Source organism: Sulfitobacter noctilucicola (assembly GCF_000622385.1).
Classification (GTDB): Bacteria; Pseudomonadota; Alphaproteobacteria; order Rhodobacterales; family Rhodobacteraceae; genus Sulfitobacter; species Sulfitobacter noctilucicola.
Genome location: NZ_JASD01000008.1, coordinates 3272000 through 3297324, shown reverse-complemented (window position 1 = coordinate 3297324; position 25325 = coordinate 3272000). Strand labels below are relative to the sequence as shown.

The window sequence follows — 25325 nt, the reverse complement described above, 5'->3', positions numbered from 1 at the left end:
TCCCATGCAAAGGACCCCGCATGAAGGTTATCATCTGTGGTGCAGGACAGGTTGGCTGGCAGATTGCCCGCCATCTGAGTGGCGAACGCAATGATGTCACAGTGGTCGACAGCAATCCCGATCTGGTGCGCCGTGCCACCGATACGCTTGACGTACAGGGCGTCGCGGGCTTTGCCAGCTATCCAGACGTTCTGGACCGGGCAGGGGCCCGCGATGCAGAAATGATAATCGCCGCCACCCATTCCGACGAAGTAAACATGGTCACATGTCAGGTGGCGCATTCGGTATTCGGGATCAACCGCAAGATCGCGCGTCTGCGCAGCCAGTCTTACCTCACAGCGATTTATTCGGACCTTTACCGCCGCGATCACATGCCGATTGACGTGGTGATTAGCCCTGAAAAGGAAGTGGCCGCCGCCGCATTGCAACGCCTGCGGGCACCTGCATCCTTTGACACCGAGACCTTTATGGACGGGATGGCGCACCTTCTGGGCATCACCATTGAAGACGAGTGTCCGGTGGTGAACACGCCCCTGCGCCAGCTCACCGATCTGTTTTCTACCTTACGGGCCGTGGTTGTGGGGGTGCGACGCGACGGTACGCTTTTTGCACCGGAATCCAAAGACCAGCTTTTTGTCGGCGACGACTGCTATGTGTTCTGTCACCGCGACGACATCCCGCGCACGATGGAAATTTTCGGCAAGAAAACCTCAAAACAGGAACGGGTGGTTTTGGTCGGCGGCGGTAACGTAGGCCTTGCCGTGGCCAAGGCGTTGGAAAGTGATCCACGGCGTCTGCGAACCAAGGTCATCGAGAAGAGCCGTGGGTGCGCGGAGCGCGCCGCCGAAGCACTGGAGCGAACCATCGTCCTGAACGGCGACGGTCTGGATGCGGCGCTCTTGGCAGAGGCGGGAATTGCGCGGGCAGATGCAATGCTCGCCATCACGGACGACGACAAAACCAACATGCTGGCCTGTGTGCGCGCCAAAGCCGAAGGTTGTGATTACGTGATCGCACTGATCAACGATCCCACGTTGGTCCCGCTGATGACCCCGCTGGGCATTGACGCCTACATCAATCCGCGTGCCACAACCGTATCATCGATCCTGCGGCACATCCGTCACGGGCGGGTGCGTGCGGTCTACTCCATCGGGGATGCGGAGGCGGAAGTCATCGAAGCTGAGGTGCTGTCGACCTCACCCATTGCAGGCAAAACCGTGGCCGAAATCGATTTCCCCGAGGGCGTGCTTGTCGGTATGCTGCGCAAGGGCGACAAGGTCATTCGTCCCTTGGGCAACACCCGCGTCGAAGAAGGTGACGTAATCGCGGTCTTTGCACTGGCGGAAGACGTACCGCGGGTCGAGCAACTTCTGCAAGTTTCCATCGACTTCTTCTAAGCCGAAAGGGCCACGCGTGAGCCGCGAAAGCTATATCCGCACAGAACTGCTGCACCTGCCGATGTTCTTGCAGTTGTTCGGCATCAGCGCGCTGGCGATGATGGTGCCGGCAGTGCATGCGATCTCTGTCGAAAACCACAACGCGGCGCGGGCGTTTTTCTATGCCGGTCTGTTGGGGATCGTAGTGTTTTTGATGATGGCAGTCGTGCGCGGCGGGATGCGCGACAGGCAAAGGCCGCTTGGGCCGCTGTTGTCGCTCTTTTGTGCGTTTGTTTTCTTGCCGGTTTATTTTGCGGTGCCATTTGTTGAAGCACTGCCAACCACGCGGTTCCTCAATGCGTACGTCGAGATGGTCAGTGCGATGACGACCACGGGTGCGACCATGTTTCAGGACCCCGGACGGCTGAGCGGCACGCTGCATCTCTGGCGCGCGCAGGTCGGCTGGATGGGCGGGCTTTTGATGTGGGTAGCGGCGGCCGCAATCCTCGCGCCGCTGCACCTTGGCGGCTTTGAGGTGACGGCACAGGCTGAACCGGGACGGCGCGATACGGACGAATACAACCGCATGGCCCCGATAAACGCGCGCAAGCGCCTGCAGCGCACGCTGACAGCGCTGTTCCCGATCTATGCCGGATTAACACTGCTCCTATGCCTTTTGTTGCTGGGGGGCGGGGAAGTGCCGCTGACAGCTCTGTGTCATGCCATGTCCGTGATGGCGACGTCAGGTATTTCGCCGATAGGCGGGGTCCAGAACGCACCCATCGGTGTCACTGGCGAAGCGGTGATGCTGCTGTTTATGCTATTTGCCTTGTCACGCCTGACCTTTTCCAAGGACACCGTGACCGCGACGCAGGGCGGGCTGATGACAGACCCTGAATTCCGTATCGGCATCTTCATCACGCTTGCGGTTCCCGCCGTGATCTTCGCTCGTCATTTTCTGGGCGCTTACGATGTGGCTGCGATGGAAAACGTGTCGGATGCCGGGTTTGCGCTTTGGGGATCGGTATTTACGGTTCTGTCGTTCCTGACCACAACCGGGTTTGTCTCGGAGCATTGGGATGCCGCGCAAAACTGGTCCGGCCTCAACACTCCAGGGCTTGTGTTGATGGGGCTTGCACTGACTGGTGGTGGCGTGGCCACGACGGCAGGAGGCGTAAAGCTCTTGCGGGTGTTTGCCCTGTATCTCAACGGCACGAGAGAGATGGAGCGGCTTGTACATCCCAACTCGGTCAGCGGTGCCGGTGCTGCCGGTCGGCGCCTGCAAAGTAATGGCGCTTTCATCGCTTGGATCTTCTTCATGCTGTTTGCAATCTCGCTTGCGGCGGTGATGCTGGCCCTGACACTTGCAGGCAGCAGCTTTGAACAGGCTCTGGTCCTTGCGGTGGCCAGCCTGTCCACGACCGGACCGCTGACGCAATTTGCAGCTGACGTGCCGATCCGTCTGATCGAGCTGAGCACAACAGCCAAGGCGATTTTCTGCGCTGCGATGGTATTGGGACGTTTGGAAACGCTGGCGATCATTGCGCTGCTCACACCGGACTTGTGGCGCAACTGATTTAGGCGCGTTGTTGCACAGCTGACACTGATCGGCGTCAAAACGCAGCAGTTCTCCTAACTTTGGGGTGGAAACTCCCTGCGCCCACAGTCATAGTTGCCTTAACGGGGGGGACCCATTTGGGGTGCCAGCAAGAAAAAAAGCGAGAATTCAATGGCGTCTGACCGACAGAACCTTCAGGATGCGTTCCTGAATCACGTTCGCAAAACAAAAGTTCCTGTAACGATCTTCTTGATAAACGGCGTCAAATTGCAGGGCGTTATCACGTGGTTCGATAATTTCTGCGTTTTGCTGCGCCGCGACGGCCAGTCACAGTTGGTGTACAAGCACGCCATCTCGACCATCATGCCAAGCCAGCCGATCAGCCTATATGAGGGCGAAGACGCTTCTTGAGCAAAGCGCCATTCCAGATTGATGACACCGAAGGCCCACGCGTAACCCGCGCATGGGTCCTGCATCCTGACATCCGCAACAATCCCGACCGCCGTGATCCCGTCCCGGCACTGGCCGAAGCCGTATCCTTGGCGCGTGCACTGCCGGCGCTGGATGTTGTCGGCTCTGACATCGTGCCATTGCGCAGCGTGGATGCAGGCAAATTGTTCGGTAAGGGCAAGATCAAGGAAATGCACGATCTGCTTGAGCAGAACGAGGTTGAGCTGGTGCTTGTTGACGGCCCCGTTAGCCCGGTGCAGCAACGCAACCTTGAGAAAGCCTGGGGCGTAAAGCTTTTGGATCGAACCGGGCTTATTCTGGAAATCTTCAGTGACCGCGCCGCCACCAGAGAAGGTGTGCTTCAGGTCGAGATGGCAGCACTCAACTATCAGCGGACCAGGCTGGTACGGGCCTGGACTCACCTTGAACGCCAGCGCGGCGGTTTGGGTTTTGTCGGCGGTCCGGGTGAAACCCAGATTGAGGCTGACAGGCGTGCGATCGACGACCAGCTTGTGCGCTTGAAGCGCCAGCTTGAAAAGGTCGTGAAGACACGCGCACTCCACCGTGCGGCACGCGCCAAGGTGCCGTACCCGATTGTGGCGCTCGTCGGTTACACGAACGCAGGTAAATCGACACTGTTCAACCGCCTGACCGGTGCAGAGGTAATGGCCAAGGATATGCTTTTTGCCACCCTTGACCCGACCATGCGCAGCCTTGTGTTGCCGGACGGCCCCGAGATTATTCTGTCTGATACTGTTGGATTTATCTCTGACTTGCCAACAGAACTTGTCGCCGCCTTCCGCGCCACTCTCGAAGAAGTTCTGGCGGCTGACATCATCGTTCATGTACGCGACATCAGCCATGCCGAGACAGAAGAGCAGGCCCGCGATGTGAACGACATCCTAACCTCGCTCGGCGTGTCCAAGGATACCCGCAGTTTCGAGGTCTGGAACAAGATCGACCTGTTGGATGCCGAAGCCGCCGATGCGGTACGGGCGCGCGCTGAGAGGGATGAAGATGTACTGGCCATCTCGGCGATCTCCGGCGAAGGGTTGCCGCATCTTCAGGAGGTGATTGCCACCGCGCTGCAAGGTGCGGTCCGCGAAGCCGATATCCTGTTGGGTTTCGCCGAGGGCAAGAAACGCGCGTGGCTTTTTGCGCAGGATGTGGTCGTTAAAGAAGCGCAAACCGACGAAGGGTTTGCCCTGACTGTGCGTTGGTCCGCCAAACAGGAATCCCAATTCCAAAATCTGTAATCTGCAGGTCGACGCTTTGCTTGGCCAGAATTTGCCCTGCGCCTGTTTCGGTTCATATGTAGCAGACCCTTTGGAGCTATCGCATGACCCTTTTCATTCTCTATATCGTGACTTTCGCGCTGTTCCTGGCGCTGGACTATGTCGGCCTCAGCTATTTAATCAAGCCCACGTTCGAACGTGATATCGGACCGTTGCTGTTAGATCAATTTCGCATCGGCCCCGCGCTTATGTTCTATGCGTTCTATATGGCTGTGCTTTTGTGGTTTGTTTCATGGCCTGCAATTCAACAGGGCAAAAGCCTGCTCTGGGTGCTTGGCAATGCCGCGCTGATCGGTGCCATGTGTTACGGGACGTATGAATTTACGTCACTCGCCGTAATGAAGGATTGGACGTGGCGCATGACGCTCACGGATTTTGTCTGGGGAACATGCCTGACCGCAGTTTCAGCTACGGGCGGGGTCTGGACTGCACGTCTGGTTGGCTAACGCTTGGCTCAGGCACCGGTCTCTGATGCCCAACGCCACGCGCCGGGTCTCATATCGTTAAGAGACCAGTCCCCGATCTGCCAGCGGATCAGACGAAGTGTCGGAAGTCCTACGTGTGCCGTCATTCGACGAACTTGTCGGTTGCGCCCTTCACGAATAGTCAGACGCAACCACGCGTCAGGCACGGTCTTGCGGAAGCGGACAGGTGGATCGCGCGGCCAAAGTTCTTCTGGCGCTTCTACCTGCGACGCCTTGGCTGGCGCGGTTCTGCCGTCTTTGAGATCGACACCCTTGCGCAAAGCTTCAAGCGCAGCCTCATCCGGTGTGCCTTCGACCTGCACCAGATACGTCTTGGGGCGCTTGTATTTAGGGTGGGCAATACGGGCCTGAAGTGCGCCGTTGTTTGTGAGCACCATCAAGCCTTCGCTGTCTTTATCAAGACGCCCCGCAGGATAGTAGCCAGGTTCATTGATGTAGGCGGAAAGGGTCGGCCGCGCGCTGCCTTCCGTGCCTTTGTCCGTGAACTGGGACAGCACGCCGAATGGCTTGTTGAACAGGATTACGCTGTTCATTGAGATGCCGGCGTCAAAGTGGTCACACCAACAGCTGCTGCGCGCGCAAGATCAGCATCAAGCGACATGGGGATGTATTCACCGCGCCGCCAAAGCTGTGCAAGGTCATCATAGTGGCGCGACAGAAAGTGACCCGATTGGCCGGTAGAGGTGACAAAAACAGACGAATCCGGATCCGCAAAATCGTAAACACCGCGATATCCCGCACCATGCACGTTCTGGAACGGATCGGGCAGGGTGCCTTTGGTGCGCCCGCGTTGCAGGGTATTGTCACCGCCGCTAGTAGATTGGCGAATATTCACAAAATAACGCAGCACAGGGACATCCCCAAGCACCTGATGGTCATGGGTCGCCTGATGCGCATCGCCCCAACGCAAGGATTCCAGTTGCGTGCCGTAGGTCTCGTTGACCCACAGAAGCGCGTCATCAAGCGCAAGACGCGCCATTTCTGCGCAGTCCTCAATGCGGGCAGATTGAAGCACATCACACCAGACGCCCGCACCATCTACATCGCGAAAAACGCGTTCGATGAAGAGCGGCTGCACGTGGTCGAATTCTTCTGCAAGCGGCCCAAGTTCATCCTGAATGAGCCGCGCCTGCAAACTGCGCAACCAAGCGGCATAGATAAGGGGCTCTGGCAGATGTTCATTCATTTCGCCAGACCAACCCGCCAGAAGGATCAACGCCCTTTGACGTTGGCGTTCCGGTGTCCCGTCAGGTGCAGCTTCGCCGGTAAACCAAAGCTCAGCGCCAATAAGCGGCAAAAGCGAGCGCGCGGTAAAGCTGATCGTATCAAGCTGGGCCTCGATAAAGCTGTCCCGGGTATGCACCTGCCGTGTCTGCATCAGGCGTTGCCAGCGCTGCACGCGCTGGGTGTCGCCCCAGACAAAGGAGACATGGTTCGGAAAGGGGCGATCCACGGTCTTGTTATTCGTATTGCCAAGGATGCCCCCGACCGGTGCCACAAATTCAGGATTGGAAGCGAAAGGCATCATACCTTGCCAGCGGTTTGCAGTGATCCAACCGGGGGATGGCATCCGCCCTTGGCTCTGGTGATTGGCGTCACGCCGTGGCATCGCACCGATGGTCTTGAGCGCGATCTGTTCGCGGTCCACCAGCGTCAGGTTCTGGGAGGGCGCGATATAATCTTCGGCAGCGGCAATACCCTCGTCGACAGATTTCGCCTCCATCAGCGCCATGGCAGCACCGAGCGAGGTGTCACGTGCGCTCAGCACCGTCCAGTTGAGGCTTGTGACATGACCGGGAGGCGTGATGCTGGCCAGATTGTAGTGACTGCCCGGCAGGACGGGGCCATTATCGGTCCACCGCAGGGTCAGGGTGACGGGATCTGCATCCTTGACCGTGATGATAGAGGATTTGTTGACGAAGGGTTTAAAGCCGTCCGGCGTCCGGTATTCCTGCGCATTGTCCGGGTTCAGCTCTTCAACATAAACATCCTGATCATCGAGATAGGATGACGTCAGTCCCCATCCCAAGGCCGCACTGCGCCCCGTCAGAACCACCGGCATACCGGGAATGGTGCCGCCGATCACACCACCGGATGCGAGCTCAAGACGTGCAAGGTACCATACTGCGGGCGCGGTGAAGCCCAGATGCGGGTCATTGGCAAGCAGCGTGCCACCTGATGCTGACCGTGAAGGTGCGGCTGCCCAAGCGTTCGACGCCCCCGCAAATGCCTGCTTTTTGAAGGGGGACAGCGGATGCGGATTAAGAGGTATGTTGTTGGCAAATTTGGAAACACCCGGCACAAGCTCCGCATATTCCGGCAGCGCCGCGATGCCGGATCCTGGACTGTCGGGCAGGATATCCAGCAGACGTTTTTCATCGGGCAATGCGAGGGACGTACGTGCGCGGATGACTTCTGCCGCAAGATGCCCTGATAATTGCACACCCAACAGTTTGGTGATCGCAATCGAGTCTGCAGGTCGCCAAGGTGCCATCGGCGCGTTGAAAAGCAGCATTTCAGGCGCACCGCGACCCAAAGCCTCCGAGTTGATCTGCGCCAGTCTTGCGTTCACACCAGCAGCATAGGCTTCAAGCGCTGAGGTGGTGCGGGCATCCAGCGCCTGAACCGATTGCACAGAGAGCGCATAAAGATCGAAACGCCGCATGAGTTTGTCGACCTCAAGCGTGGCGGTGCCAAAAACTTCGCTCAACCTGCCTTGCGCCGTGCGCCGCATCGTAATCATCTGCCACATTCGGTCCTGCGCATGCGCGAACCCGAGCCCAAAAAAAACGTCCGCATCCGTTTGACCGAAGATATGCGGCACATTCGCATTGTCGCGCACGATCTCGACCGGTGCGCTTAGCCCTTCCACGCTGACATCATCCGTGTAGTCGGGCAGGGACCGTGCGGCGAGCCAGTAAACTGTCGCAACCGTCAGCACGCACAGCACAATCAGCACGGCTGCAAGGCGGATAAGCCAGCGGAAAATCAAGGCCATAAGGTGCTCCGGTCAGGTCTGTACCACGGGGATAAAAGCCCGCCCACTGCGGGTCGCAGGGTGTGAACCCGCATAGCGCAACTCTGGCCGGAGGAAAAGAGACGCAGCTGAACACGCGACGCGCAAATAGTGCTCCGCCGCAAGGTCGGATCCGTCTCCCATCTGGTATCTGTAGCTGAGGGGTAAGGGGGCTAGCAGAAAGTGCTCCGCCAACCGCCAGTCAGTATTCAGGGAATGATGCGCGTGTATTTGGTGCCTTCAAGTGTCGCACCAACCCGCAAACCAGCACGCCCGAAGACAGCTGCAAGCACAGGTGCCAACGCGGTGGTCGTCGCGGCCTCAACACTGTCGCCACGGTCCGAAATCACATACTCCAGATCCGCACCAGCAGCCCATCCCGGCGACCGGCGGAAACCCAAGAGCGCTTCTTCGGTCATAAAGAACAACACGTGCGCATATTGCTGCGCCCCGATTTGCAGACCGCCCGTTCCCTTTAGGACCGAGTAGTAGTCTACTGTGATGTCATCGACCAGAAGTGCCCCGCGCCCGTAGGCACCGCCCAGACCAAGACCGGCCTCTGTCACCAGTGGCATAACAAGCATTCCGTTGGCTTTTTGCGCCAATTGAACCGTGTTTGGATAGCTGCGGTACATTTCGTCCAGCGTCGCTCTGACACGCGCGTCTATGGTTTGCGATCCGCGTCCGCCCACACCGTTGCCGCAAGCAGCAAGTGCCGAGGTGGACGCAAGCGCGCCCAAGGTAAAGAACCGCCGTGAAAGGGTTGGATTTTTCATTCTATCTGCCCGTATGTGTTGCCTGATGCCGGTTTGTCCGACTTGCCCAGCTTTATAGGCGGTTTTTCGCGTCTTGTCATGGGGTTTGCGCGTTTGCGCGGAAAGGTGCCTTGCGACGAATTTTTGTTGAATCCTGTTACTGCCTTAAGGCTGCTTTAACCCGCAAGCGCCTATCTGACGCTATGACTTCTTATGTTGAAAAAGTATTGGTTGCGGCAGTTCTTTCGCTGATCGTCCTGACAGGACCACTTGCCGCTTTAACGAGCAGTCCCGCCACGCAAGATTCGAGCTTGATGTTGGTTATCGGCCGCGATGCCTCCGCAATCGTGAGACAGGCAGGCGGACAGGTTGTCGGCCCTGTTACTGCACCTCTGGCGGTTTTTGCCACCGGAGATGGGACATTGCTGCACAACCTGACGCTTTCAGGCGCGTGGCGCGTTCTTGATGCCCGCCGTTTCGCATTTCTGTGCAGTTAAGCCATTGATTATAGGAACCTACCATGTTGTCTAAATTGATCAAAATCCCCGCGCCCAGACTGCTTGTCGGGATGACATGCGCGATGGCTCCACTTATCTTTGTGACCAACGCCTTTGCCGGAAACAGCATTTGGGGTGCACCATTGATGGCTGTTGTGTTTGCCGGCATGTCGCTTTGGGCGTTAAGCAAAGCACGGTCGTCGAACATAATTCTCGGCCTAGCGCTCATCGGGCAGGCCGCCGCATTTACCGCATCCTTATCTGGGCATTCGTGGCAGTCAGACAGTCACATGGCATTTTTTGCCTTCCTTGCCTGTCTTGTGTCTGTGCGGGATGTACGCACTATGGTGGTCGCAACTGCTGCGATTGCGCTCCATCACCTATCGCTGGCGCTCTTTTTCCCTGCGCTCATCTATCCATCGACCGACCTCTTAATGAATTTGGAACGCACCGTGCTGCATGCGGTCATCGTTTTGATCGAGGCGACCGCATTGATAACAACAATTGTCGGAATCAACCGCCTTCTTGCTGAAAACCTGTCCCAGATCGCCGATGTGCAAGCTGCCACCACCAGCTCGGAGAAGGCACGCACCGACGCCCTCGCGGCTTTGGCCACCGCAGAACTAAACGACAAGGCCGCGCAAGAGGCGCAGAAAGCCGCAGAAGAAGCGCTGAGTACATCTGAGCGGCAGCGTGCCAAGGTCGCACAGGCAGAGCAGCGTGCACGTGAACTGGATCAGGAGCGTGAAGAAGAAGCGCGTCAGCAATCCGAAGAGCTGCGCATGGTTGTGCGGTCCTTGGGTCAGGGGCTGGAAGCGCTCGCCCACAAGAATGTCAGCCTGCAAATCGATACTGTATTTCCGGCGGAATACGAGGATCTACGCGCCGACTTCAACACCACTGCCCAGGCGCTGAACTTTGCTTTGGGCAAAATGTCTTGCCAAAGCTCTCAGATGCAGACCGAGGCCCATAACATCGTAAACAAAATCAGTGGTGCATCAAAAACAGCTGCCGGTCAGGCGGCCCGCGCCGAGCAGGCATCAAACCACATGCAATCCGTGGCGCAAGACGCCAGAGAGACCGCGACCGATGCCTCCTCCACATCAAACGCCGTCCAACAGGTGAAATCCAACACCGAAACCAGCGCCGAGGTTGTCGGGCGCGCATCTGCCGCCATGTCAGAGATCGACAAATCCGCGAACGAAATCTCTGCCATCATCGGTGTGATTGAGCAGATCGCTTTTCAAACAAACTTGCTGGCCCTCAATGCCGGCGTTGAAGCCGCACGTGCAGGAGATGCGGGACGCGGATTTGCGGTGGTCGCCTCTGAGGTGAGAGCCCTTGCACAGCGGTCTTCGGATGCCGCACGCGATATCAATGGGCTGATCGGAGACAGCCAAAACCACGTAAAGCTGGGGGTAAAGCACGTTTCAGATACTGTTGAGTCGTTGCAATCAGTGAGAGCCGGCGTCGAAGATATCTCGGCAAGGATCGAGAGCATTGCAGGCAGGTCACTAAGCCAGGCCGATACCATCAGCAGCATCAGCAACACGATCCTGACCGTTGAAAAGGAGAGCAAAGAAAGCGCGGGCACAATGGACGAAATGGCAAAGGCAACCAACCGTCTTACCGCGAGCGCCAACGATCTAATGGCACAGGCAGCGGAATTTGTGACCCGGGAGAACGAACAGCCAGCCGCTGACTTTCGCAGACGTGCCTAGCCCCCGCGAGCCAAATCAGCCTTGCAGCAGACGTGCGGCAGCTGGTGCAAAATAGGTGAGAATCCCATCACAACCTGCGCGTTTGAAGGCCATCAGGCTCTCCATCATGACACGCTCTTCGTCAATCCAGCCATTCTGGGCAGCTGCCTTGACCATCGCGTATTCACCGGACACCTGATAGGCGAACGTCGGCGCCCCAAAAGCATCTTTGACGCGTCGGCAGATATCCAGATAGGGCTGGCCCGGCTTGACCATGACCATATCTGCGCCTTCCGAAAGATCGCGTGCCACAAGGCGCAACGCTTCGTCTGAGTTCGCCGGATCCATCTGGTAGGTCTTCTTGTCGCCGGTCAATGCACCCGATGCGCCAACCGCATCGCGGAACGGGCCATAAAAAGCAGAAGCATATTTCGCCGCATAACTGAGGATCATCACATCGGAATGACCCTGCGCTTCAAGCGCGCCTCGGATAGCAGCAATACGGCCGTCCATCATGTCAGACGGCCCGATGATATCGACACCTGCTACTGCCTGAGAAAGTGACATCTTCACCAGCGCTTCAACGGTGCGGTCATTGACGATAATGCCGTCTTCGACAAAGCCGTCATGCCCGTTGATATTATAGGTGTCGAGCGCCACATCGCTCATCACGGCGATGTGTGGAAAACGGTCCTTGATTGCGGAAATGGCCCGGTTGGCATGGTTGTCCGGCGCCCAGGCCCCCGCACAGTCTTCGGTCCGCTCTTCTATTCCGGTGTAGGGAAAGATACACATCGCGCCAATCCCGAGAGCGTCGGCTTCTGCTGCGGCGTCAACAATCTTGTCTACCGATCGTCGCATAACGCCGGGCATGGAGGGCACCGGCTCTTCGATCCCTTCACCAGAGCGCACAAATACCGGCCAGATCAGATCACCGACTTCAAGCGCATTTTCGCGCACTAGCGCTCTCACCGCGGGGGTGACACGGGTGCGGCGCAAACGGGTGGCGGGATAGGGCGCTTGGACGGGATTCATGCAAAAATACCTCAGTTGGCTGGCCTCAAGGCTTGGCATGAAAAATCTGGCCGCTCAAGGGTAGGAATTACCCACAACCTTGGGTATGCCCCCTCAAATGATCTGATGAGGCCTGTTTTGGACTGGTATCAAACCCTTTTTGAGCTGATCGACATGCGCTCTTTCTCGAACCTTTGGTTCTGGATTGTTCTTGCTGTGGTCTGGTCGACCGCCAGCCATTGGGTGCTGGGCGTGCCCTACGACATGGTGCTGAGGGCGCGCAGGCATGGGGATCAGGCAGAAGTCGATCTGGAAGATATGGTGCGCATTAACGTGAACCGGTTGCTTTATATCGGTCATGTCTCAGGCCTTTGGCTTGCGGGGTTTGCCTGCTTCTTCCTGACCACGTTGGCGCTTTTGGGCTTTGTGTATCAGTTGGAGTTTGCTCAAGCTGTCTTTCTGCTGGCATTTCCCCTGTCGCTGGTCGGGATGCTGAGCCTTTCAACTGCACGGCTGATCCTTGCAGATGATGAAGGGGGCGAGCGACTTTACAAGCGGCTCAACCGGCACCGGCTCTATACCCAGATCATCGGCATGATCTCAATTTTTGTGACTGCACTCTGGGGGATGTACCAGAATGTCTCGCTCGGACCATTGGGCGGTTGACAGCGCCGGTCTTTAGTCCAATTCACCTGCCATGGTAGATATCTCGAAAATTACGCTCTCCGGAGTGCCTGAAGGCTTTGATGCACGCGCTGTGCTGGATGAGGTTGCCCGTGGCAATCCTGTGGTGCACGTGGCCCGCGACGACAAACGGATGGCAGCGATGCAAGCCGCACTTGCATTTTTCGCACCCGACATGCCTGTCGTGACCTTTCCGGGGTGGGATTGTTTGCCATATGACCGCGTGTCGCCAAACGCCGACATTTTGGCACAGCGTATGGCAACGCTTGCTGCTTTGGTCCACGGCATGCCAGAGAAGTTCATTCTTCTGACCACCTTGAACGCAGCTACCCAGCGCGTGCCAGCCCGCAGCGTCCTGCGCGATGCTGCCTGGTCCGCCAAGGTGGGAAGCCGCGTGGACGAAGCGGGATTGCGCGCCTTTCTTGTGCGGATGGGTTTTGTACAAAGCCCAACGGTCATGGAGCCGGGGGACTATGCCATTCGGGGTGGCATCATCGACATTTATCCGCCGGGTGATCTGGGACCGGTACGCCTTGATCTTTTCGGGGATGTGCTGGACGGGGCGCGACGCTTTGATCCAGCCACCCAGCGCACCACAGAAAAACTGGATGTGGTCGAGCTCGCGCCGGTGTCCGAGGTCATTCTGGATGAGCCTGCAATTACACGATTCCGACAGAATTACCGCATCGAATTCGGGGCCGCAGGCACGGATGATCCCCTGTACGAGGCGATCAGTGCGGGGCGTAAGCACCAAGGCGCAGAGCATTGGCTGGCATTCTTTCACGATGAAATGGACACGCTTTTTGACTACGCCCCGCAGGCCGCGATCACGTTGGATGACCAGGTAATCGCATCGCGGCTGGCGCGCTGGGACAGCATCGCCGACCAATACGAGACACGCCGCCTCGCCATGGCCAACCGGTCCAAGATGGACAGCGTCTATAAGCCGGCACCGCCGGAAGGTCTGTACCTGACGGATGAGGCGTGGTTGTTGGCAACGGCCGATCACCGCGTCATACAGTTCAATCCTCTGCCACAACCGACAGGACCGAATGTTCTTGACGCGGGCGCGCGCATCGGGCGAAGCTTTGCACCGGAACGACAGCAGGAATCCATCAGCCTTTTCGGTGCCTTGGCAGAACATATTAAAGCGAAGCTTCAGGATGGGCCTGTCGTGATCGCAAGCTATTCCGAAGGCGCACGCGAGCGCCTGACCGGCCTGATCGAAGATGAAGGTGTCTCGGAGGCGATTCCGATACCGAACGCCACGCGGATAGGAAAGCGCGGGCTGCATCTGGCTGTCTGGCCGCTGGAACATGGCTTTGAAGCCAAGAATATGACCGTGATATCCGAGCAAGACGTGCTTGGTGATCGCCTTATCAGGGGGCCAAAGCGAAAGAAACGCGCCGACAATTTCCTGACCGAAGCGCAGAGCCTTAGCCCCGGCGACCTGGTTGTGCATGTGGATCACGGTATCGGTCGCTATCTGGGGATGGAGGTTATCACCGCCGCCGGCGCCGCGCACGAATGCCTGTTGCTGGAGTACGCGGAGAACTCAAAGCTTTATCTGCCGGTCGAGAACATCGAGCTGTTGTCCAAATACGGGCATGAGGAAGGGTTGCTGGACAAGCTGGGCGGTGGCGCATGGCAATCCAAGAAAGCCAAACTCAAAGAACGTATTCGCGAGATGGCGGACAAGCTGATCCGTATCGCGGCAGAACGCGCCCTGCGCCGTGCGCCGGTACTGGAGCCACCACCAGGCATGTGGGACGCCTTCGCCGCACGTTTCCCTTACAACGAGACTGACGATCAGCTCCGCGCGATTGCGGATGTGGTCGATGACATGACTAGCGGAAACCCGATGGACCGATTGGTTTGCGGAGACGTGGGTTTTGGTAAAACCGAAGTTGCCATGCGTGCCGCGTTCATCGCCGCGATGTCCGGCGTACAGGTCGCGGTGATCGCACCAACAACGTTGCTGGCGCGCCAGCACTACAAGAGCTTCGCCGAGCGGTTCCGCGGCTTCCCGATCGAAGTGCGCACGCTGAGCCGGTTTGTCAGCGCCAAGGAGGCGGCGGCGACCAAAGACGGCATGGCCAAAGGTACCGTTGATATCGTAATCGGCACACATGCGCTGCTGGCCAAGGGTATCAAGTTCCAAAACCTTGGGTTGCTCGTCATTGACGAAGAGCAGCATTTTGGCGTGCAGCACAAGGAACGGCTGAAATCTTTGCGGACTGATATTCACGTTTTGACACTGACCGCGACGCCGATCCCGCGCACATTGCAGTTGTCGCTTACAGGTGTGCGGGATTTGAGCATCATCGGCACGCCCCCCGTGGACCGACTGGCAATCCGCACCTACGTCAGCGAATTCGATACGGTGACCCTCCGCGAGGCTCTCCTGCGCGAGCATTATCGCGGCGGGCAGAGCTTTTATGTGGTTCCGCGCATTTCCGATTTGCCCGAGATTGAGAACTTCCTGAAGGAACAACTGCCGGAGCTGACTTATGTAGTCGCGCACGGCCAGATGGCGGCGGGTGAGCTTGATGATCGCATGAATGCCTTCTACGATGGCAAATTCGATATCCTGCTTGCAACGACGATTGTTGAATCGGGCCTCGATATCCCGACGGCGAATACGATGATCGTGCACCGTGCGGATATGTTTGGTCTGGCACAGCTTTATCAGATCAGGGGGCGGGTGGGCCGCTCCAAAACCCGCGCCTATGCCTATTTGACCACCAAACCGCGTTCCAAGCTGACTCCCTTGGCAGAGAAACGTCTGCGCGTTTTGGGAAGCCTTGATACCCTTGGTGCAGGCTTTACCCTTGCCAGTCAGGACATGGACATCCGAGGTGCCGGTAACCTGCTGGGCGAAGAACAGTCGGGCCAGATGCGCGATGTGGGCTTCGAGATGTACCAGTCCATGCTTGAGGAGGCGATTGCCAAGATCAAGTCGGGCCAGATGGAAGGTCTTTCAGAAGCGGATGAGCAATGGGCGCCACAAATCAATCTTGGTGTGCCTGTCCTGATCCCGGAGGCATATGTGCCTGATTTGGATGTGCGGTTGGGACTTTACCGCCGCTTGTCGGGCCTCAGCACGAAAGTGGAGCTTGAGGGCTTTGCGGCCGAACTGATTGACCGCTTCGGGCCTTTGCCCAAAGAGGTGAATACACTGATGTTGGTTGTTCGGATCAAGGCGATGTGTAAACGCGCGGGTATCTCCAAGCTCGATGGCGGACCCAAAGGTGCCACGGTTCAGTTCCACAACGATAAATTCGCCTCACCCGAGGGGTTGGTGCAGTTTATTCAGGACCAGCGCGGATTGGCAAAGGTGAAGGACAACAAAATTGTCGTGCGCCGCGACTGGAAGACGGACGCAGACAAGATCAAAGGCGGCTTTGCCATCGCACGCGATTTGGCAGAGCATGTTATCGCGAAAGAGAAAGCCAAGAAGAAAGCTTGAATTGGGGCTACAGGCCGGCCCGTTTCTCGATGCGCCCCAGATACAGCATCAGGAGAAATCCAAGCACAGCAAACAAGAGAATTGCTGCCACAAGCGGTTGAATTGTGCCGTCGAACATCAAGCCGACGGGCGATGCGAGTGCGGCAGCCAGTGTGGTGGAAACAGCCGCGACAACAGAGGCAGCAATGCCTGCGATATGGCCCATAGGCTCCATCGCGATGGCATTGAGGTTGCCCAGTGTTAATCCCGCCTGAAAGAACAGACCAGTTTGGAACACAACAAAAGCGGCAAAGCCATAAGGGTCGGGCAGGGAGGCAAGGTCGAGGCCAAGCATCAGCGACGAGATGACAATCTGCGCAGCCAATGTTGCAGTCACCAGAAAGCGCATACCCAGACGCACCACAAGAACCGCGTTCAGCAGGCTTGCTGATCCCGCGAGCAGGCCCACAATGCAGAACCAGTAGGGGAAGCTCTCTGCACGGTCAAAAACCTCATAATATATAGGCTGCACCATCAGCAGAATGCTGAAAAGCATGGCCATGGCCAGCGTCTGCACAAGGATGGAAACCCGAACAGAAGGGTTTGCAAAGATTTCCCCCAAGGCGGCGATGATCAATGAAAACCGCATAGGACGGCGGGCAGTCGGGGCAAGCGTTTCTGGCAGGCGCAATCCCATCCAGATTGCGGCAAAGCTGGCGAACAGAACGAATGCCAGAAAGATCGCGCGCCAGCCAAAGCCGTCAATGATGAAGGCGCCCATCATAGGGGCAAAGGCCGGAATGAGCGTGAATACCATCATGACAACAGACACAATCTTTGCCATCTCGCGGCCGGCAAACAGATCGCGGACCACAGCGACAGAGACGATCCGCGGACCTGCCGCGCCGATCCCCTGACACAGACGTGCAATCAGCATCACCTCGATGCTTGAGCTGGCCCATGCCACTGCTGCCGAAACGATATAGATCCCGATCCCGACCGCGATAATCCGGCGTCGCCCGTAAGCGTCAGAGAGCGGCCCTGCGATGAATGTGCCAATCCCCATGCCCAGCACGAAGGAGGTGAGGATCAGGGACGCGCGGTTCGCATCTTCCGGTGTCAATTCTGCGGCGATCTCGGGCAGGGCAGGCAGCATTGAGTCGATAGAAAATGCGACAATTGCAAACATCACCGCAATCAGGAGGATAAATTCCAGACGGCTCATCAAGAAGGAGGAATGTGGCATGTGCGCGCTCCGATTTTAGCCGGGCGCCACAAATCTGACGCGCCTTGGCGTCAGAGCTAACCGAAGGTTGAGCGGGCTACAATCCCCGGACCAGCTAAATCGAAGACTGTGCGTAAGATATTGGCAAGATGGATTAAAGAAAGGGTGGTCGCCGTTTCAGGCGATTGCCTTCCATTTTCGTGCTCTGGTGTCGATCCGCGTCTGTGCGACAGGCGTGCGACGCGGCAGATATAACACCTGAGCCACATCCTGAAGCGTATCCAGACGCCCGCGATGTTCGGTCCCCATGACCAATGCGCAAACGTTGTAGTTCACGATGTCGGTGCGTTTCTGCGCGATGTCTGTCTCTGGGATTACCCTTGAAACATAGCGGCAGCTTTCCAGCAGGGCGCGCCGTTGATCGAATGACATCTCACAATCCGCACCGTTTTGTTGCGCATGCGCATCTGTGGTGCATCCGACGATAAGTTCCGTTCCCATACGCGACACGTCACGCAGAAACCGGATATGATCCTGACAGAACATGTCGAACCGACCATATGTCAAGATTACGCGAGGAGGGAGGGCCGCGCCGATCACGTGCGCAACCGTGCGGGCGTATATTCGGCCTTGCCAATCTCATTGCGCCAAATCGCTTTGACACCGCTTGTTTGGCCGTCCGGTGCCAAACGCGCGACGAAGCGGGTAGTGCCGGACTGAAAGTCACACTTTATTCGGGATACACGTATTCTGTTTACCGCGTCCGGTACCGCCTGCTTAAAAGCCATCTGCCCACTATATTCTGCCCGAGGGTCTAATGCCCCCTATGGGTGGAATCGTACGGCAGCAATTGCACCGTGGTAAACCCAATCCTGTGCGTCAGATATCCGCTGTGGCGCGAATACCATAGTTTTGAAAAGCAGCCTGCGCGGAAGTTTCAGTCGGCGGAGGCCAGTTCTGCGATGACTTTCGCCCAAAGTTCAGGGGGCTGCGCACCCGGCACTGCGTGCTTACTGCCGACGATAAATGTAGGCACAGAATTCACACCAACCTTGCGGCTATGCGCATCGCGGTCGCGAATATCCTGCGCATCCACGTCTGAGGCCAGCAGTCGCGTGACAACCGCCGCGTCCATCTCAATGCTATCCGCAATATCTGCCAGCACTTCGGTGTCACCGATGTCGCGGGCATCCACGAAATATGCTTTGAACAGGGCCGCGACGGCAGCGGTCTGACGTCCTTCGATGCCTGCCCAGTGGATCAGTCGGTGCGCATTCAGTGTGTTTGGCGTGCGCTTCATGGCCTCGAAATTGATGCTGAGCCCCGCCTGCGCTGCATGCTCCACCACGGGTGCATAAGCACGCACAGCACCCTCTTTGCCACCGAATTTACCTTCCAGATATTCGCGCCGCCCCATGCCTTCGGCCGGCATGTCGGGGTTTAGCTGGAAGGGATGCCATTCGATCACAAAAGGATGGTCGGGATGGTCCGCCAAAGCAACGTCCAGATGCGCCTTTCCGATATAGCACCAGGGGCAAATCGGATCGGACATGATATCAAGCTTGATCGTTTTGGTCATGAGCGGGAGGCCTTGTAGAGAGCACGCAAAGCGGCGCGTTGCAGTTTGCCGTTGCCGCCGGTCGGCAAGGCATCGACGTGAATGTAAAGTCTTGGTTGCTTATACCGCGCCAGCTCGGCGCTGGCGAAATCTGTCAGCGTGTATTCCTTGATCGGTGCTGCGGCAGTGTAGAACGCTGCGATAACGTTTGTGCCTTTTTTCACCTCTACCTCGGTCACCCCGATGCCTGTCACGCCGGGCGCGTTCAGCAAGGTTTCTTCGACCTCAAGCGGAGACACGCGGAAGCCGCCTGCGTTCATCATGTCATCGGTGCGGCCCACATAGGTGATTTGCCCGTCTGCATCCATCATCCCCTGATCGCCGGTGAGAAACCAGTCGCCGTCAAATTTGGAGGCCGTGAGGGCGGGATCGTCAAGATATCCAAGCATCAGGCCCGGATCAGACCGGTGAATGGCAATTGTGCCCGGTGTATTTGGACGCGCGTCGCCTTTAGCGGTATGGATCACGACCTTGCGCCCCGGTTGCGCTGTGCCAATGGCACCTTCTTTCGCAGGGGTCTGGGGACTTCCTGAAACAAAGGTTGAGCATTCGGACATGCCAAACGCCTCGAACACCGGCGTGTTTGTCACCTCGCCCCATGTTTCGCGCACCAGTGCGGTCATCTTTTCTCCGGCACTCAGACCGTGCCGCAAATGTGGAAGGTATAACGGAGCCTGATCGCGCAGCATTTGGCGGTAAACACCCGGTGCTGCAGCGAATATGGTCGCTTTGTGGGACGCGATCAGCGCGGGCAGGGTTGTTGCTTCGGTTTCTGCAACCGGGATAAGAGCGGTGGCTCCCATGGTCCACGGGTCCATCAAACCGGTACCCAGTGTATAGGTCCAGTTAAACGCACCCGCGTGCAGAACGCGGTCGTCCTCCTGCAAGCCGTACCAACCGTCAAACATCATACGCCGTGCTGTAATCGCACGGTGCGCATGCATGACAGCCGTCGCTTTGCCAGAGGTGCCAGAGGTGTAGATGATATAGCCCAGACGGTTCGCATCGGCCATGTGATAAGCTGAAGGCGGCAGGTCGCGCATGGCGCGCAGTGCGTCGAGGGTGATTATAGTATCACTGTCCGGACAGGGGACTGCCGGATCATGCAAAATGGCACGCGGCTTGAGCTGTGGCAGGATTTTAGAGATTTCCTGCGCTGTCAAAGCGGCGGCAGTGGGGACCGGGACCAAACCTGCCGCAAGGGCCGCCAAATAAGCCACCGGAAAGTCCGGCGTATTGCCAAGACGCATCAGTACGCGGTCACCCGGCATCAGCCCTGTCTCAAGCAACCCCGTCGCTGTGCCGCGCACTGCCGCGATTAGTTGTTCGTAGGTCCAGTCTTCATGCGCTTCCCCGTCAAGCAGGGACAAGGCCACCTTTTCAGGGGTCCGGCTGCCTGCTTCAAGAACATAGGCCGCAAGATTGAAAGACGGGTCAGAGACAGCGTTCGAAGTCATAATCACGCGCTAGCCCAACCTAGCCTGCGTTGCAAGGTTTGCGGTGGACAGCTATAGGAGCATCTATGACTGAAAGCGCACCCTCAAACATGATCCGGATTGCCCGCGAAAGCGGTGAAACGGATTCCGCTCCGCCCGTTGATCTAGGTGCACGCGTCCGCGAGTTGCGCAAGGCACGCGGCTGGACCCTTGAGCAAGCCGCACGGCAGGCAGGTCTGGCCCGATCAACGCTAAGCAAAATCGAGAACGGGCAGATGTCGCCGACCTATGACGCGCTGAAAAAGCTGGCCGTCGGACTTGAGATTTCCGTGCCGCAGCTTTTCACACCTCCGGCGGCGGAAAAGATCAATGGCCGTATGGCCGTGACAAAATCTGGTGAGGGATCAGCCAAAGCCACCACGACGTACGAGCACGAGCTTTTGGGCGACACGCTGCGCAAAAAGCAGATGCTGCCTTACCGCGCCCGCGTGCGTGCGCGCTCGATGGACGAATTTGAAGGCTGGGTGCGGCACGACGGGGAAGAGTTCCTCTATGTGCTGACCGGTGTGGTGCGCTTGTTTACCGAGTTCTACGAACCCGTCGAGCTGCGGCGTGGCGACAGCGCCTACTACGACGCGACCATGGGACATAACGTGGTTTCGACCAGCGCCGAAGATGCGACGATCCTGTGGGTCACTTCACTCGTGTAAACAGGGTCGATCGCGGTTGCCAACCCGCATGAATCCCCCTTTGCCGATCCCCGCGCCAGTCTCGGACACCCGCTCACCTATTGTGTTGCGTCTTCGTGCCACCAGACTTCCGGCATGTAATTTGGCCCATCCCCGTAGAGAGGTATCTTATCGGGATATTTCATCGTTGCCCGGTGTGCGATCAGCCCTTCATTGAACTGCCAGATCGGGATCACATAGCGCCCGGCGGTCAGTAACCTGTCCAAAGCCCGCGTGGCACTGGTGAAGTCTTCGGCGGCACGCGCACTAAGCATCGTATCGATCATCGCGTCGATAGCAGCGCTTTGGACACCCATCATGTTACGGGAGCCATCCTGCATGGCGGCATCAGACCCCCAATAGAAACGCTGCTCCGTGCCGGGACTAAGGGACAGGGCGCGACGAAAGGTCGTGATGTCGAAATCGAAGGTACTCAGCCGCTCAACCACCTGTGCGCTGTCCACCAGCTCGACCTTTGCATCAATCCCGAGGCGTTCAAGGGCACGCACATAAAGCTCTGCCGCTTTTTCCGAATTCGAGAAATCCTGCGCGCTGCCTTTTGAGACAAGAATGCTGAAAGCCAGCGCAGTCCCGTCCGGCCCCCGCATTTTACCATCCGCCGCAGAATACCCCGACGCTTCAAGCTGGGCCATCGCCTTGCGGATACCTGCGCGGTTGCGGGCAGACCCGTCAGAGACAGGCAGCGCATAGCCCTCAAGTGCGCCGTTGGGCAGATCTTCAGCAGAGGGTGTCAGCAATGCCGCAACATCCGGCTCGGCTGGACCGGTGCGCATCGCAAGGTCCGAGTTGGAGAAGTAGGACGTGATGCGCGGCAAGGCACCGCCCGTTAGCGTCTCATTGATGAATTCGAAGTTGAACGCATGGATCAGCGCATCCCGCACCCGCCAGTCGTCAAACGGTGCACGACGGGTGTTCATCACAAATCCGGTCATGCCGGATGGTTTGCGGTGTGGGAACGTGGATTTGATTACCTCGCCCCGCTGGACGGCCGGAAAGTTGTACTGCGTCGCCCACAGTTCGGCGTTGAATTCGCGGCCAGCCGATATCTCGCCTGCCTTAAAGGCCTCGAACAGCACGTTCGCGTCACCGTAGAAATCCAGCGTGATCTGGTCAAAGTTGTGGGTGCCGCGCCGGAAGGGCACATCTGCCCCCCAGTAATCGGGATTGCGGGTCAGCGTCACACGACGGCCTGCATCGAAGCTGCTAACAGTGTAGGGGCCTGTGCCAAGCGGTATCTCCGCCAATGGCGCATTGGCAAAATCGCGGCCTTCCCATTGCGCCTTTGACAAGATCGGACGCATCCCTGCCAGCAACGCCAGTTCGCGGTTGTCACCCTTGAATGAAAAGCGGACGCTGCGCGGGCCAGTCGCCTCCATCTTGTCGATCTGGGTATAAAGACCACTGTAACGCGGATGTCCTTCAGTCCCCAGCAACTCGTAAGAGAACAGAACATCCTCGACGGTGACAGGGGTGCCGTCCGAGAACGCAGCCTCGGGACGGAGCGTGAATTCAACCCAATCGCGTGCGTCTGATACCTCTACCGATTCGGCGAGCAGGCCATAAAGCGTGAAAGGTTCATCCCAGGATCGGCCCATCAGGCTCTCGTGGGTGAAAAACTGGAGCTGCCACGGCACCGTCCCTTTGCGCACGAACGGATTGAGACTGTCAAAGCCGCCCGTATTGCCCAGCGTGATGGCACCGCCCTTGGGTGCATTCGGGTTGGTATAGGGCAGGGACACAAAATCCGGTGGAAGGGCGGGCTCTCCGTACATAGATATCCCGTGCATCGGTTCGGCCTGCACGAATCCCGTCGCCAGAATCAGTGAAGAAAGCGCCACAACGCCCCGCAGCTTTTGGAAAAAATTCAGTGCCATATTCGAAACAATCTCGCGCTGCCCTTGTTTTCTTGGGCCTATGGTTAATGTCGGCAGGCGTCCAGTTCAAACTTTATACTTGGCGAAAGGCGGATGATCTCTTATAAAGGGGTCACTGCTCGATAGGTTTCTTGCCTGTATGAAACCTGCCTCAATAACTTAACGCCAGCTTCGTGCTGGCGTTTTTTTTTGCTCTTTTTGTATGTTTTGATGGCGAGCACCGTGCAGCGTGTGGCGTTTCTATCGACACAGACGCCCTACGTGATAGGCGTGGCAAACAACAACAGGAGATTTCCAATGGCTTTCACGATTGATCTGGCCGGCAAAACTGCCGTTATCACGGGTTCCAATTCCGGGATCGGGTTGGGGATCGCATGGGAATTTGCCCGCGCCGGTGCAAACGTAGTTCTCAATTCATTCACCGACGATGAAGATGACCATGCGCTGGCCCAAAAGATCACGGATGAAACGGGCGTGACGGCGCGCTACATTCAAGCCGATATGTCCAAAGGCGATCAGTGCCGCAACCTGATCACCCAAGCGGGGCGCTGTGATATCCTGGTCAATAACGCTGGTATCCAGCATGTGGCACCCATCCCCGAGTTTCCTCAGGAGAAATGGGACGCGATTATTGCCATCAACATGAGCTCTGCCTTTCATACAACAGCTGCCGCACTGCCCAAGATGCGCCAGTTCGGTTGGGGCAGGGTCATCAATATCGCCTCTGCGCATGGTCTGACAGCGTCACCGTACAAGGCGGCCTATGTGGCGGCCAAGCACGGTGTGGTGGGCCTGACAAAGGTGACGGCGCTTGAAACCGCGAAAGAGCCGATCACATGCAATGCGATCTGTCCGGGCTACGTGCTGACGCCAATCGTGGAAAAACAAATTCCCGATACGATGAAGGAATACGACATGAGCCGCGAAGAAGTGCTGGATCAGGTAATCCTGCAACGCCAACCTTCAAAAGAGTTCGCCACGACAGAGCAGCTCGGCGGCACCGCGACGTTCTTGTGTTCGGACGCGGCATCACAGATTACCGGCACGACCATCAGCGTCGATGGCGGCTGGACGGCGCTGTAACAGCACATGGCAGGCACATCAAAACTACGGATCAACCTCGCCCTTCAGGGCGGGGGCGCGCACGGTGCTTTCACTTGGGGCGTTCTTGACCGCCTTCTGCAAGAGCCGGAAATCGAAATCGCAGGTATATCAGGCACTTCCGCTGGTGCGTTAAACGGAGCTGCGCTCAAGGCCGGTTGGGTCACGGGGGGTGCTGAAGGTGCGCGTGAGAACCTTGAATGGCTGTGGAATCAGGTGGCCGGTGTAACCGACCTTGGGCTTACCCAGTGGTTGCATCCCATCGGCGCGGGCACGCTAAGCCAAGCGATGGAGTACAGCTGGCCGGTAACGATGGCGGATTCCATTGCGCACCTGATGTCACCCTACAGCTACGGGCCATTCTACCGTAATCCGCTGAGCGATATCGTTTCCCAGTTCGATTATGAGCGGGTTTGCAACGGCATTGATCCGCAGTTGTTCATCTGTGCCACACGTGTGCGCAACGGCAAGATCAGGGTGTTTTCAGGCGATGAAATCGGTCCGGATCCAATTATGGCATCGGCCTGCCTGCCCACGCTTTTTAAGGCGGTGGAGATTGACGACAGCGAAACCGGTCGGGTCGAGGCATTCTGGGACGGCGGGTACACCGGCAATCCGGCACTCTTCCCGCTGTTTGCAGACGATCTGCCCGGCGACATCGTCGTGATCAACATCAATCCGCTGGAGCGTGAAGACCTCCCGGTCACGCCGAAGCAAATTCAGAACCGGATCAACGAAATCAGCTTCAACTCCAGCCTGTTGCGAGAGTTGCGGGCGATTGATTTCGTACAGCGCTTATTGGACGAGGGAAAAATTCAATCTGATAGCATGGCGCGCGTGCGCGTCCACATGATCGCGGATGATCATTTGATGGAACAATTGTCGGTCACCACCAAAACTGTACCGAACCCTGCCATCATCTCTACGTTGAAGTACGCAGGTCAAAACGCGGCTGAAAAGTTTCTGAACAGTCATTCGTCGAAAATCGGTAAGGAAAGCAGTATCGATCTGCGGGCAATGTTCTCTTGATGCGCTGAGAAGGAA

21 protein-coding genes are annotated in these 25325 nt (G+C 57.5%); 12 read left to right on the top strand and 9 right to left on the bottom strand.

The genetic code is table 11. From position 1 onward, the window contains the following. Positions 1-20 precede the first annotated feature (20 nt). From trkA to Z946_RS0119805, 5 genes are all read left to right on the top strand, one after another. On the top strand, positions 21-1397 hold the full coding sequence (gene trkA, locus Z946_RS0119825) for a Trk system potassium transporter TrkA (RefSeq protein ID WP_025057453.1): 1377 nt from the start codon (positions 21-23) through the stop codon (positions 1395-1397). A 16-nt stretch (positions 1398-1413) separates the two neighbouring features. Then, complete coding sequence (locus Z946_RS0119820) at positions 1414-2952, top strand: TrkH family potassium uptake protein (protein ID WP_025057452.1); 1539 nt, start codon at positions 1414-1416, stop codon at positions 2950-2952. A 153-nt stretch (positions 2953-3105) separates the two neighbouring features. Next, a complete protein-coding gene (gene hfq, locus Z946_RS0119815; protein ID WP_007119530.1) occupies positions 3106-3345 on the top strand; it encodes an RNA chaperone Hfq in 240 nt (79 codons plus the stop codon). Further along, a complete protein-coding gene (gene hflX, locus Z946_RS0119810; RefSeq protein ID WP_025057451.1) occupies positions 3342-4640 on the top strand; it encodes a GTPase HflX in 1299 nt (432 codons plus the stop codon). Before hfq ends, hflX begins: the two co-directional genes overlap by 4 nt. 83 nt (positions 4641-4723) lie before the next feature. Then, complete coding sequence (locus tag Z946_RS0119805) at positions 4724-5125, top strand: DUF2177 family protein (protein ID WP_025057450.1); 402 nt, start codon at positions 4724-4726, stop codon at positions 5123-5125. 8 nt (positions 5126-5133) lie between these two features. On the opposite strand, the gene Z946_RS0119800 is transcribed toward Z946_RS0119805, so the two are convergent. The 3 genes from Z946_RS0119800 to Z946_RS0119790 all read right to left on the bottom strand — a co-directional run bounded on the left by Z946_RS0119800 (position 5134) and on the right by Z946_RS0119790 (position 8956). Beyond that, the gene (locus tag Z946_RS0119800; RefSeq protein WP_025057449.1) at positions 5134-5697 is read right to left on the bottom strand and encodes a pseudouridine synthase; all 564 of its coding nucleotides are present in this window, start codon (positions 5695-5697) and stop codon (positions 5134-5136) included. Further along, positions 5694-8162 carry a penicillin acylase family protein gene (locus Z946_RS0119795; protein WP_025057448.1) on the bottom strand — a complete coding sequence of 823 codons (2469 nt, stop codon included), beginning with the start codon at positions 8160-8162 and terminating at the stop codon, positions 5694-5696. The genes Z946_RS0119800 and Z946_RS0119795 overlap by 4 nt, the downstream gene beginning before the upstream one ends. Before the next feature lie 227 nt (positions 8163-8389). After that, a complete protein-coding gene (locus Z946_RS0119790; RefSeq protein WP_025057447.1) occupies positions 8390-8956 on the bottom strand; it encodes a lipid-binding SYLF domain-containing protein in 567 nt (188 codons plus the stop codon). A gap of 182 nt (positions 8957-9138) precedes the next feature. Here Z946_RS0119790 and Z946_RS0119780 point away from each other — a divergent pair, with 182 nt between their 5' ends. Both Z946_RS0119780 and Z946_RS0119775 read left to right on the top strand, forming a co-directional pair. Next, positions 9139-9432 carry a hypothetical protein gene (locus Z946_RS0119780; protein ID WP_025057446.1) on the top strand — a complete coding sequence of 98 codons (294 nt, stop codon included), beginning with the start codon at positions 9139-9141 and terminating at the stop codon, positions 9430-9432. A gap of 23 nt (positions 9433-9455) precedes the next feature. Beyond that, entirely contained in the window at positions 9456-11153 is a 1698-nt protein-coding gene (locus tag Z946_RS0119775) for a methyl-accepting chemotaxis protein (protein WP_025057445.1), read from the top strand. A gap of 15 nt (positions 11154-11168) precedes the next feature. On the opposite strand, the gene hemB is transcribed toward Z946_RS0119775, so the two are convergent. After that, entirely contained in the window at positions 11169-12167 is a 999-nt protein-coding gene (hemB, locus tag Z946_RS0119770) for a porphobilinogen synthase (RefSeq protein WP_025057444.1), read from the bottom strand. 117 nt (positions 12168-12284) lie between these two features. Between hemB and Z946_RS0119765 the strand changes: the two genes are divergently transcribed. Beyond that, positions 12285-12812 carry a hypothetical protein gene (locus Z946_RS0119765; protein ID WP_025057443.1) on the top strand — a complete coding sequence of 176 codons (528 nt, stop codon included), beginning with the start codon at positions 12285-12287 and terminating at the stop codon, positions 12810-12812. Positions 12813-12843: 31 nt separating this feature from the next. Next, a complete protein-coding gene (gene mfd, locus Z946_RS0119760; protein ID WP_025057442.1) occupies positions 12844-16299 on the top strand; it encodes a transcription-repair coupling factor in 3456 nt (1151 codons plus the stop codon). A gap of 7 nt (positions 16300-16306) precedes the next feature. Here mfd and Z946_RS0119755 read toward each other — a convergent pair whose 3' ends face one another. The 4 genes from Z946_RS0119755 to Z946_RS0119735 all read right to left on the bottom strand — a co-directional run bounded on the left by Z946_RS0119755 (position 16307) and on the right by Z946_RS0119735 (position 20578). Further along, a complete protein-coding gene (locus Z946_RS0119755) occupies positions 16307-17524 on the bottom strand; it encodes an MFS transporter (RefSeq protein WP_037969324.1) in 1218 nt (405 codons plus the stop codon). Between the two features lie 156 nt (positions 17525-17680). Next, complete coding sequence (locus tag Z946_RS20895) at positions 17681-18103, bottom strand: adenylyltransferase/cytidyltransferase family protein (RefSeq protein WP_025057440.1); 423 nt, start codon at positions 18101-18103, stop codon at positions 17681-17683. Positions 18104-18440: 337 nt separating this feature from the next. Beyond that, on the bottom strand, positions 18441-19082 hold the full coding sequence (locus tag Z946_RS0119740; protein WP_025057438.1) for a DsbA family oxidoreductase: 642 nt from the start codon (positions 19080-19082) through the stop codon (positions 18441-18443). Further along, the gene (locus Z946_RS0119735; protein ID WP_025057437.1) at positions 19079-20578 is read right to left on the bottom strand and encodes a class I adenylate-forming enzyme family protein; all 1500 of its coding nucleotides are present in this window, start codon (positions 20576-20578) and stop codon (positions 19079-19081) included. The genes Z946_RS0119740 and Z946_RS0119735 overlap by 4 nt, the downstream gene beginning before the upstream one ends. A gap of 65 nt (positions 20579-20643) precedes the next feature. On the opposite strand from Z946_RS0119735, the gene Z946_RS0119730 reads away from it, so the two are divergent. Continuing rightward, positions 20644-21267 (top strand): helix-turn-helix domain-containing protein, encoded by a 624-nt coding sequence (locus Z946_RS0119730; RefSeq protein WP_025057436.1) that lies wholly within the window; start codon positions 20644-20646, stop codon positions 21265-21267. 77 nt (positions 21268-21344) lie between these two features. Here Z946_RS0119730 and Z946_RS0119725 read toward each other — a convergent pair whose 3' ends face one another. Further along, positions 21345-23180: an extracellular solute-binding protein gene (locus Z946_RS0119725; RefSeq protein ID WP_174416560.1), complete on the bottom strand. Its 1836-nt coding sequence runs from the start codon at positions 23178-23180 to the stop codon at positions 21345-21347. 309 nt (positions 23181-23489) lie between these two features. On the opposite strand from Z946_RS0119725, the gene Z946_RS0119720 reads away from it, so the two are divergent. After that, positions 23490-24263, top strand: a complete 774-nt coding sequence (locus Z946_RS0119720; protein WP_193789252.1) for a 3-hydroxybutyrate dehydrogenase — start codon at positions 23490-23492, stop codon at positions 24261-24263. A gap of 6 nt (positions 24264-24269) precedes the next feature. Next, complete coding sequence (locus Z946_RS0119715) at positions 24270-25310, top strand: patatin-like phospholipase family protein (RefSeq protein WP_025057433.1); 1041 nt, start codon at positions 24270-24272, stop codon at positions 25308-25310. Positions 25311-25325: the final 15 nt, after the last annotated feature.